This is a genomic window from Bacteroides sp. 51, assembly GCF_010500965.1.
GTDB lineage: Bacteria > Bacteroidota > Bacteroidia > Bacteroidales > Bacteroidaceae > Bacteroides.
The window spans coordinates 188,762-199,822 of the sequence record NZ_QVMI01000005.1 but is presented as its reverse complement, the minus strand read 5'-3'; the positions used below and the strand labels follow the sequence as shown (position 1 = coordinate 199,822).

The 11,061-nt window shown below is 41.1% G+C and carries 5 protein-coding genes; 1 reads left to right on the top strand and 4 read right to left on the bottom strand.

All coding sequences use genetic code 11. The features are described 5' to 3' along the window. Window positions 1–1,419: helix-turn-helix domain-containing protein (locus D0T87_RS06600; protein WP_163174021.1), on the top strand; the 1,419-nt coding region annotated here is incomplete at its 5' end. A 910-nt stretch (window positions 1,420–2,329) separates the two neighbouring features. Here D0T87_RS06600 and D0T87_RS06595 read toward each other — a convergent pair. The 4 genes from D0T87_RS06595 to D0T87_RS06580 form a co-directional block, all read right to left on the bottom strand. Beyond that, complete coding sequence (locus tag D0T87_RS06595) at window positions 2,330–2,821, bottom strand: DUF3836 domain-containing protein (RefSeq protein ID WP_163174019.1); 492 nt, start codon at window positions 2,819–2,821, stop codon at window positions 2,330–2,332. Between the two features lie 294 nt (window positions 2,822–3,115). After that, the gene (locus D0T87_RS06590) at window positions 3,116–6,289 is read right to left on the bottom strand and encodes an efflux RND transporter permease subunit (RefSeq protein WP_163174037.1); all 3,174 of its coding nucleotides are present in this window, start codon (window positions 6,287–6,289) and stop codon (window positions 3,116–3,118) included. An 86-nt stretch (window positions 6,290–6,375) separates the two neighbouring features. Beyond that, window positions 6,376–7,851: a TolC family protein gene (locus D0T87_RS06585; protein WP_163174017.1), complete on the bottom strand. Its 1,476-nt coding sequence runs from the start codon at window positions 7,849–7,851 to the stop codon at window positions 6,376–6,378. 7 nt (window positions 7,852–7,858) lie between these two features. After that, the gene (locus tag D0T87_RS06580; protein ID WP_163174015.1) at window positions 7,859–11,038 is read right to left on the bottom strand and encodes an efflux RND transporter permease subunit; all 3,180 of its coding nucleotides are present in this window, start codon (window positions 11,036–11,038) and stop codon (window positions 7,859–7,861) included. Window positions 11,039–11,061: the final 23 nt, after the last annotated feature.

Below are 11,061 nucleotides of genomic sequence, written 5' to 3'. Positions count from 1 at the left end.
GAAACAAACGATACCATCACCTATCTGAGAGCACTTCGCGGGTTGATGAACATTTACGTATTAGACAAAGAATACGACAAGGCATTCGAAACCATCAAAGTGCTTGATAGGGAGCTGAACACTATTTCTTCCTCCCACTTACCAGAGAAACTATTAGCTTATCGTGAGATGGGCGAACTACACTATAAATTCCGCAACTACCCGGAAGCAGAAACATTTTTCCGGAAAATAGCACATGATCCGAACGCAATTTGTTATTCCTTGCTCCGCCCGGCTTACAATACATTAGGATTGATTCACCGTTACCATTACAACGACCTGGAAACATCCGACGAATACTTCCGGAAGATACTTGCCGCGCCCAACCACGAGAACTCTTCGGAAGAACATTGCCTTGCTTGGGAAGCTATTGCCAAGGGTAATCTTGGTGGTAACCTCCACAAGCAAGGCAAATATGATGAAGCAATTCCATTACTCGAATTTGCCCGTAAAACAATGGCGGGTATTAACGACTATACATATGCCAGTGGCATGGTTACCCTTTTGGCTGATATTTATCTGGAAAAAAAGAATCCTGCACAATGTAAATATTATATAGATATGGGCGTAGATTATATTCAGCGTTCTTACCCCAGCCAGCGCTGGGAACGACTCTATCCCGTAATGGCCAAGTACTACACCATAATGGGCAATACTATCCTTGCGGCTGCATATCAAGACTCGGCTTTAATATATCAGAAGAAGGCTTATGAAGAATACGATGCGCTGAAACTGGTTTATGCCGAACAACAGGCCAGCCGACTGGAACAACAAGCCAAAGAAGAAGAACTGCAAGTGGAACGTGTACAAACAGCCTATTATAAACATGTGGCATTCTATGTAGGGATTATATTACTGATTATCACCGGGCTATTATTATATGCTATAAACTTATATCGTCGGAAGCGTGCAGTATACCGTACGCTGGTAAAGAAAAGTCAAGAGTGGGCCGCTGATCATAAAGTATCCGTAAAATCAGAAGAAAGAATCCTTGTTATTGCCGAGCCCAATGAAGTCGAACTTGCTTTAATGGAACGGATTCAAAAATTAATGGATGAAGAAAAGATGTACACCAATGTCCATTTTACGCTGAACAGTATGGTTGAACAACTTGGAGTAAATCGAACCTATATATCGACCACCTTGAACAAGTGCACAGGGAAAACTTTTACGCAATACATCAACGAGTACCGTATAAGAGAGGCAATAGATATCATGTCTGACAAAGGAAATCAATACCTCACGATAGATAACATTGCTTATAATTCAGGCTTTAGCGACCGCAAAACCTTTCACCGCATCTTTAAAAGAGTAACAGGCTTAACTCCTGCTGAGTTCAGAAATAACCTTTCGGGAACATCCGCTGCGATTTCTGAATAAATACCATAATCGCTAAGAAAGTGTATCAAAAATCTCAGTAAGACATAAAACAAGATTTGGACACAGAGGCACGGAGTATTTCATTCTCAACAAATTAAATTTAAGTCGGGGCGGTTGTATTTTAAATAAAAAAAGGGCCGGACCATCAACTATAAATCATCCGACCATTTACTGTATATGGTCGGATCAAAAACATCAATGTTCCAGACCTTTGATTATCTCAGAAACAGGAAGAGCAAAAACAGAGGAGGCACTACGCCGAATGGTTACCTTTTATTTTACTTATCCCATAAAACAATATATGAAAAAAATATTTAAAAAGCACGAGCTTCACAGCCCGTGCTTTTCCATATTGTTAACTTTAATATTAAATGCATGAAATAAGTTTCATTCATTTAATGCGTTTATCACCCTTCAGCCAGAACTGATAGAGATGTATATTGTTCCACAGACAACAAGGTTAACGCCATGGTTTACTGCACTTTAAATATTTGAGACACTGCACTGCTCAAAAAACGTTCGTTAAAAGAGCAACAAAAAAGATCTTTATCATGGTATAAAGATGACAAAGAAGATGCCATCCGGGATAGGTTAAAATATCAGCAAATACGCACACAAAATCGTTAAAAGCAGGATTCCATCAAAAACACAAATAATTATTTGTCGTTTTAATATTAGCTGCTATCTTTGTAGTAACAAACGAACGCTTTTTGAGCACTCCAAAGTTGGGTATAGCGTCTTATTACCACTGCAAAGATAAGTAAAAAACATATCACTTCTATAAATTAAAAGGTACTTGACAGCATAAAAGTCTATACTTATAATTACAATATGGGCGGTTCGTAAACCGCCCATACATATAAAACAATCTCAAATACCTACATCAATCAACCTTAATCATGATCTTCTATTAGTTAATCGCATACATTACAGCTGTCGAACCGAACCTGTAATCTTCAGCAATTTTCCATTCACCAGAGCGTTCATTCCACTTATAATTTTGATAAGCTATGGGCAGATTTGCTAAATCCATTTGATAAACGTTCTTCTCTTGTGCTTCATTATACATCTTATCTTTCTCATTCCATTTAGCAAGGTTCATTTCTACCTGACCCAAAGTATAATTCAAAGCAATCTTACTACAAGGCACCCATACTTCCTTACCAGAATCCCACTTAAACATCTCTTTTTCAACAACTCTATTCTGATCATCATAAGTAAAGTCATGTTTCATATGACGATACAACATTCCATCATGACGGTAAATAACCTTAGATGAAACCAACTCACCAGCCATCACATCATTAGTAACGAACTTGTCCTGAGCCATAACATTTGAGTTCAAAACGCTAGCAAAAACTAAAGTAACACACACAACTGCTTTTAATAATGTAGCTTTCATAATTGTAATTTTTTATTTATTTATATTTATTCTTTTAATCGTTTTACCTATAAGACGCAAGCACCTATCAAAAAATTGCAGTCACATCGATTTTTTTTGAAACTTTTTTTCGATCGGCTTACGTTTACTATAATGCAAGCGTTATGCCAAAATCATAAACAACTGATAATCAGTGCGTGCCACAAATTAGGGGATGTTCATTTCCGAACAGTTGTTCGAATTTACCGGGCAATAAAAAAGAAGAAACAGGATATATGGATTAAGAAACTGTTTTGATTCTCCACAGAATAGTTATTAAGGTTGCTTTCGTAAAGGCAATACCAACAATGGCAACAAGAAAAATATTCCGATCACCGACATAATCAATCCACCAATAGTGCCGGCTGCCAACGGAAACCAGAATCCTTCTTTATCCAAACCGATCATGAAAGGAATAAAACCCAATATGGTTGAGACAACCGTTAAGAAGATAGGGGTAATTTTAGCGTTCCAGGCTTTAACATATGTCCTCAACGGAGTAAGTTCAGGAAAACGACGGCGAATAGCGTTGTATTCATTAAGTATATAAATACTCGCATTCACGGTTATACCGCAAAGTAATACAAAAGCAGCAAATCCACCTTGATCAAAGTTCAGCTTAAACCAATAGAAAGTAAGGAATACACCAATATAAGAGATAGGAATCACAAAAATAATAGCCAACGGCTGTTTGAGCGAGTTAAAGAGAATAGCCGTGATGAAGAATATAATGGCAATCACAACCAACAGCAATAGATATTGCTTATTATCCTTATCTCCCCACCTCCAATCATAATCATCCGATTCTGCCACATAACCCATAGGTAAGGTTGCATTAAACTCTTCCAAATCTTTCTTCTGAAGTTTACGGCCTTGCTCTGAAGCTCCGATATATTCATATTGCAAACATAACCGGTATTGCTGATTTTCTTTAGCTACCTGCTGCGGCGATTGTCCCTTCTCCACAACAGCCAGTTCGGACAATTTATAAAGCCGCCCGGCATCCATATAAGGCATATTACGCAAAGCCCAGACATCATACCGGTAGGATTGCCTGGAGGTAAGACGGATATGTTCAACCCCACTTTCAACGACTATCGTACCAGCATCCATATCTTTTCCATAAACAGGTTTCATTGCCGTAAATAATCTCATTGCAGTGATGTCCTCTTCTGCCATCCGGCGTTTATTCAAATCAAAATAAAATTCCTGATAATCATCCTTCCACCAGGAAAACTCCGAATTTATCAATACTTCCTTTATTCTGCGATGACTCAGGAGTTTTGCTTTCATGCGTTCAGCATAATCGTATAACTCATCATAGTTATAGCCGTACATCTTTATACGAAACGAACCGGCACCTTCACGCACATCATTACTAAATCCCGTATCTTGCAAACCATACACTCCCCAGCTTCCACCGCCTAATTCGAGTGCCTTACTGATTACCTGAGATTTTAGCGTATAAGGGAATCCGCTCCGCTCACTCTCCTTCGTAAAATATACAAGAATACTCGCTCTGCGGGCATTATATATACTTGTTTGGAATTGCTTTATTCCGGTGTACTGTGCCAAAAATGCTTCCATCCGTTTGACTAACGTATTCATTTGTTCAAGTGTACTCCCGTTTGGCAGGTTAGCATTGATATTCAAAACAACCTCTTCATTCCGCGAAAAGTAACTTCCCTCATAGACTTTCTGTACAAACAGCCTCAAACAACCGCCCAATGCTTTATCTACAATCGGTTTAATATTCTCCTTATATTCTGGTGAGCCTAATGTTTTATTGTACCATTCCACACCTTTACCCTCACCTTCCAGTTTCTCCGGTAAAAGAAAAACAGGCAGACCAAACAGCAAAACAAAAAGCATACAAACCCATACCCTCCAACGGCACAAAAAGCGGATCAACACCGTATAGCACCAGGTGAAATACACAGCGCCACGCTTAAAGAAAGTTAGTGGGTGAGCAATGAAAGAAAGCCGGATACGAAATCTTCTTTTACGTTTCTTCCACATATTCAATTTCTCAATCAAAGAAGGAACAAGGAATAGGGCAACCAATAAGGACACGGACAGGTTTACAATTACCACACCGGCAAAGTCCTGTAAGTTCAATCGTATCTTTTCGTCCAGAAAGAAGATGATAACCAATGCGCCTATGGTAGTCAGGGTAGCGGCCAGAACCGACATAAAGGCTTTCATATTCCTCCGGTGAAGAATATGGTCGGTCATTACAATCGTGTTATCTATGATGAGATTCAGCGAAACGGTTATTCCGGCAAGAGAATAGAGTTGCATCTCCAGTCCCAATAAATAGTAAAAGATTACGGCGATAGCGATGTTTATACTTAAACTGATGACAACCAACAATAAATAGCGCGGGTTTAGGGTTATGACCAGAATAAAAAGCAATAAGATAAGAATAGTCAGCCCGGTGCGCAGGTATATTTTATCCAGCTCATTGCGGATATATTCTGTCGCATCATAGCTTGTATGAATCTCATATCCGGCGGGCAATAAACTCCGAATCTTTTCCATCTCTTTTACCACCAGACTGTTCAACTGTAATTGATTGGCTAAATCGTTAGCCGTTATCGAGATATAAATGGAGTTCAGCCCATTAATACGGTAATAACTTTGGGGGGCTTCTTCTATTCTGCTGACTTTAACCAACTGGTCTAATCTAACCAACTTGCCATCAACGGAAGATACGGTAATAGCGGCAGCATCAAACTGCCCGATATTATAATCCGGAACCAAGGCCAGTCGAATCCACTCTCTGCTTCCGGAAGGCATATCCATATCTACTGTTCCAAGAAAGTCCTGATGGTAGTGTTGCTGAATGGCTTGCTGAATATTCTCTACGGTAATCCCTAACGCATGTAGTTGCTCACTGTCGTATTCCAGTCGCCACTCCATTGGGGTTGCACCGGAAATATCTATTTTGTAGATACCGGAGAGTTGTGCCAGCCGCGGCTTAATTTGCTCTTCCGCAAATTGCTGAATGAGTATCGGGGTAGAGGGTGCATTCAAAGTAAAGGTCATAAAAGGTCTGGAAGCATCTTTATCCGGCGTCCTCATTTGTATATAAGGATAAGTCACCCTGTCGGGTAATTGCGCCCATGTTTGACGGATGATAGTAGACGCCTCAAAACGCACGGCATCTATGTCGGCATGCTTATCCAGCTCAATATTAATATTCCCCCAGCCATTGCCCGATGTTGAGTTCATTTTTTTAATTCCTTTGATACGAGCCAGCATAGCTTCCAGTTTACTCGTTGCCTCCATCTCTACAACACGGGCAGAACTACCCGGCATATTGAAACGCACCGTAAAACCGGGAAGTGTGCGCGAAGGATTGAGTTTCACCGGCAATAAAGGAGATAAAGCAATACCAATCAATGCCACACAAATAAATGCGACAATCAAGGTGAATGCCGTTGGCATTCCCGATTTACGATTTGACGATTTACGATTTACGATTGAATTCACTAAACTATCTCCTGAACTTAAAGACTCAAAAACTTAAAGACTTAAAAGCCCAACTCCATCTTTTCTGATAAAGAGATCCCAGTTTCAAAATCATGTAGCGTAAGTTTCCTTATCTTATAATAGTTGAACCAATAATTCTGTAGTGCAGATATATAATTTCGCTGGGCCTCCTGCTGGCGATTCAAAGAAAGCGTCAGGCTATTTATATCTGTTTTCCCGATAACAAACCGTTGACGGGTTTCGTTGTATGCCATGATTGATAGTTCCATGGCCTCTTCCGCACTAATAATCAGACTCTGTTGGATATTGAAGTCATTTACAGTCATAGTCACTTCTTCCTCAATGCTGATTTCCTCCTGTTGAGCAGAGGTTTTCACCACATTCAGGTTATTGCGGGCCATATTATACTTTCCTTTTCGTACCCCCCAATCAACTAACGGAATACTGACACTTACCGCAACCAGCTCCTGACGCATAGGTTTGTGGTAAACATCATTAAAGGTATTTGCCGACTGATTGTATCCTATACTGGCATTAATTGAAGCATTAAAACGAGATTCTTTTTTTGTCTTATCCACATTCCGTTCTGCTTCCAGTATATTCTGTTTCAACTCCAGAAAATCCGGATTATTCTCACGGGCGTAAACCAATGCTTCATCTACAGGAATAACCATATCCCGAGGTCGCCCCGGTAAATCCAGTTCAATCTCTGTATCTTTCGGCATATTCAGGAAAGAAGCCAAAGAAAACATTGCCCTTTTAATAGCAATCGCAGCATTCTGAAGCCGATTGCGAGCATTGATATGATCCAGTTTCAGAGTAAGCAGATCTGCCTGGGAGATAGATGCTATCCGATGGCGTTGCATCCCCATCTTATATAAAGTGTCGCTCGAAGCAACTTCATCTTTTGCGAGTTTATACTCCACCTGCGCCATAGCCAAAGCAAAGAAATACGTCGTCGCTTTCTCGGAAACATTCTCTGTATTATAGATGAACTCCTTCTTAACTTTTTCATATTTAAGAGGCTCGATCTTACGCTCCCACTTAAAAGCATTATACCCCACCAAACTCTGTGAATATCCCAACCGGATAGGCACACTGGTATATTGTGTAGCCTTACTTCCTCCAAAGCTCCGCAGATAAGCCAGTTCTGTATCTAAGAAAAATGTTCCCCCGGTCAGGTCAAAGTTCTGTTGAATAGCCAGATTCCCATAAGCATAAAAGTTCCGTTGGCTACGGTACACATCTACATTATTCTCAGAATCATACCGTTTGGTAAAGTCACGATTATACTGCGCCGGGGTCATGTTTAGCTTTAAGCTCGGCAAACGGTTCGCCCGATAAGTCCGATACTCCCAATATCCGGCCAGATACATATTCTCTGTACGAAAAGCTTCCAGTGAACTATCGTTGGCCAGAGCAATGGTACGCTGTAAACTTAGACGCAGTTTTTCTTGTGCTCCAACACTTAGAGAATACGCAAACCATATAAACAGGATATAGATTATTTTCTTCATAACAAAATCAACTTTTAACTCTGTGAGACTCTGTGTTACTCTGTGGTGAGTTATTCTTATATATAAACCAATATATTAAAGGGATAATAAACAAACTCACCAACGTTCCAATAGCCATAGTACCTATCATGGCAATAGAAAGCGGCTTCTGCAATTCGGAGCCCATATCAAAGGAAAAGAGAAGAGGAACCATCGCAAAAATAGTTGTCAGCGAAGTCATGATAATAGGACGCAATCGACGCCGTCCCGCTTCATGAATGGCTTCAAGTAAGGGTACACCCTCTTTGCGTAGTTCATTGATCGCATCCAGTTTCAGAATGGAGTCATTGATAATAATGCCACAAGTTACGATTAATCCAATGGCCGACATCAGGTTCAGCGTATGACCACAGACCCAAAGTAAAATCAAAGCAAACGCCACATCAACAGGAATCTCCATTAGTACAATCAATGGTTGAAGGAAACTCTCGAACTGAGCTGCCAGAATAAAGTACATCAGGAGAATAGAAACAAACAAAATCACAACCAGTTCATTCAGCATTTTCTGATTAGAGAAAAAGCTCCCTGAGAAGTCAACCTCCCACTGTCCTGCTTTATCTGTTACGGTTTTAACTTCATCAATTAGCTTCTCTGGATTTTTCACTTGATAGAATCGGAAAGGTATATACTCTCCGTTCCGTCCGGCAATAATACTTTTCAGATCCTCTGCGGGGGTTGCGGTAATCAGTTCCCGAAGGGGTATATAATTCACTTCGCCGTATTTATCCGGCAGGGTTTGTATAAGCGTCTCCTGCAATATCCGGTTCACCGTTTTCTCTTCTCCTGCAATGGTTATCGGGAGATATTGCTGAAAAGCATGCAACATGGCCACTTCATTTTCCTTAAATGCCGTTTTGAGCATACGTTGCAGTTCATTATAAGATACATTGTATAATAACAACCGCTCCCGGTTAATATGGATATTCAGTTGATTTTCGAAAGCCACTCCCGTAGGGGTAACCCCTGTAGCCGCACTATAATCTGCCTCCAGTGCCCTTAGATGGACTGCATCCAGAACAGACGCCTTGTTTCGCGGATATAGTTCGGCCACGACATCGGCTTCACCTGTTACAAATAGTTTCTCAAAGAAAGTCTCAGGTGGCGAGAAAGAGATTACAGCCAACGGGTAGGCCTGCTTTACCTTCTCATATATTTCACGTTGCAATGGAACGATCTCATCCGGCGATGCTGTTTTTACATAGACCTCCACCTCAGAAGAAGAAAGCTCCTGATCCCGGTTCAACAGAAAGTCCTGCTGACCAATGAAGGCACTCTGTTCCAGAGTCTTACCAACAAAGACACTAAATAATTTATCTACCCGTTCCCGATTCTCATCAATATGTATATTTTCATTCCATTCTATACGTACCATCAGTTCGTTTTCATCTATCTCGGGCATTCTGGCCTTATCAATAAAGAAAAACATGAATATACAAAGTGGAATGGAAACCAGACAAAACACAACGCACAATAGCTTGTGACTGAATACCCAGTCTATTCCGCGATCATACCACCGATCTAATGTATGTTCTTTAAACGGATTATTTATCTTCAGTGCAAAAAGACGAATTTTACGCATCCCTGTACGATAGACCAGATAGTACAAAACCGGCAGGAGCATGATGCCTGTAAAATAGGAAACGATCAATCCAACTGTAACCGAGAAAGCCTGATCGAAGAATATAGCCCCTGCAATGCCACTCATAAAAACCAGGGGTACAAACACAGCAATTGTAGTCAGCGTAGAACTCAGCATGGGGGTAATTACTTCACTTGTTCCTGCTATACAGGCACGTTTCAACGAGTATCCTTTCTCCCGGTACTGAGATATGTTTTCGGTTACAATGATGGAACTATCTATCATCATCCCCAATGCCAGAATCAATCCGGAAAGGGAAATGATATTAAGTGACATTTTAAATAAATAGAAAAACATGAAACAGATGACAATAGAAACCACCATGCTCAGCCCAATAATAAAAGGAGATTTTACATCGCCCAGGAAAAGCACAGCAATGATACAGATAAAGACGAATCCGAGCGTGAGGTTTTCTTTCAGGTTGGCGATGGTGTAGTCCAACAACTCCGTCTGATTGCGGGAAATAGCAAAATCTATATCCGGATAAACACGAGCAAAGTATTCCATAGTACCGGACAAAGCTTCTTTCATCCGGTCCATATTCTCATCGGCATGCTTGATAATGGCCAATGTTACCGCACGCTTACCCTCAGCCACCGACAACCCACGCTCCTGTGCGGGAATAATACCCACCTTACAGAAATCTTTCAGTTGCATAATACGTCCGCCCTTATTCAAATAGATATTCTCCACATCCTCCACCGTACGCAGAAGCGTAGCAAAACGGATGTTGTATTCGTAATACCCATCACGTACAATCATGCTACCAGGCTCCACATTGTTCTGGGAAAGTACTGTTTCAATATCTTCAATGGACAGATTCAACAATGCCATTTTATCCATATCGGGTACAATCTGCAACTGCCTGTCGACCAACCCCGTTACATCCACCATAGCCACCTCGGGCAACTGTTCAATGCGCCGTTTGATAACCGATTCGGCAAACTCACACAGCGCTAAGAAATCGGCATCGAATTCCCCTCCTGCCCGAGGAGGGGTGCCCGGAAGGGCGGGGTGGTGGGAGCAGTCACCCCTCGAATAGGAGCGACCAACAGCCGGAGTGGTGGGAGAAGAATCTTTCAACGTCAAGTTCAAATAAAACACCGGTATATCCGTGGCACTGGCTTTTATCACTTTCGGCCGTTCCGTCCCCTTAGGCAGATAATTCATCGCGGCATCTATCTTTTCGTTTACCTCTATAAATGCCAGGTCCGTATTGATGCCAAAATCAAAACTCAATCGTATAATCCCCGATCCGTCGCGTGTTTCACTTTGCATATCCTGCAAGCGTGCCACTTGCAATAGTTGTTGGCGAATAGGTTTAACCACTGTATTCTCCAATTCACGAGCCGATGTGTTTGTCGAAGTTATCTGTACAGTAATCTCAGGAATTGCTATATCAGGTAAGAGGGATACCGGCAGGGTATGATAAGTAATCAACCCCACAATAAAGCAGGCTGTAAATGCCATGAGTACGGCAATGGGGCGTTGGATAAGGAAACGGATCATATAGAACTAATTTCAGTCGTAAA

What these genes read in the sequence shown, in the direction of transcription:
- D0T87_RS06590 (WP_163174037.1), bottom strand. Translation starts at nt 6,289, where the DNA reads ATGCCAACGGCATTCACCTTGATTGTCGCATTTATTTGTGTGGCATTG.
- D0T87_RS06585 (WP_163174017.1), bottom strand. Translation starts at nt 7,851, where the DNA reads ATGAAGAAAATAATCTATATCCTGTTTATATGGTTTGCGTATTCTCTA.
- D0T87_RS06580 (WP_163174015.1), bottom strand. Translation starts at nt 11,038, where the DNA reads ATGATCCGTTTCCTTATCCAACGCCCCATTGCCGTACTCATGGCATTT.
- D0T87_RS06595 (WP_163174019.1), bottom strand. Translation starts at nt 2,821, where the DNA reads ATGAAAGCTACATTATTAAAAGCAGTTGTGTGTGTTACTTTAGTTTTT.